The sequence below is a fragment of the Bacillus sp. GbtcB14 genome, assembly GCF_019091205.1.
GTDB lineage: Bacteria > Bacillota > Bacilli > Bacillales > Bacillaceae_G > Bacillus_A > Bacillus_A cereus_AG.
This window is the reverse complement of the sequence record NZ_JAGXJT010000335.1, coordinates 1-232: the sequence shown is the minus strand read 5'-3', so window position 1 is coordinate 232 and position 232 is coordinate 1. Positions and strand designations below refer to the sequence as shown.

Sequence of the window (232 nt, the reverse complement as noted above, 5' to 3'; positions counted from 1 at the left end):
TACCGGCTTTAGGTTTATGTATGATCAGATTCTTATATATTCGTGTTATCCTGACATTTTTTGTCTCCATCATCGGGGGCACGATCTTTTCTTTTTTTGTGTCAACTTGGATTTTCGAAGATAAATTGAACGAAAATGCTCAAATCAACTTACGTAACATTGGCCAAGACATCGTCCGGCTTTACAAGACCCTTCCGTTACATGAAGCGGACTTGTTCGTAAGTGAAATGAA

General features: G+C 38.4%; 1 pseudogene. It reads left to right on the top strand.

The annotated features are described in order from the left end of the window. Positions 1-20 precede the first annotated feature (20 nt). A pseudogene (locus tag KVT31_RS30065) lies at positions 21-232 on the top strand (two-component sensor histidine kinase); the annotation flags it as partial.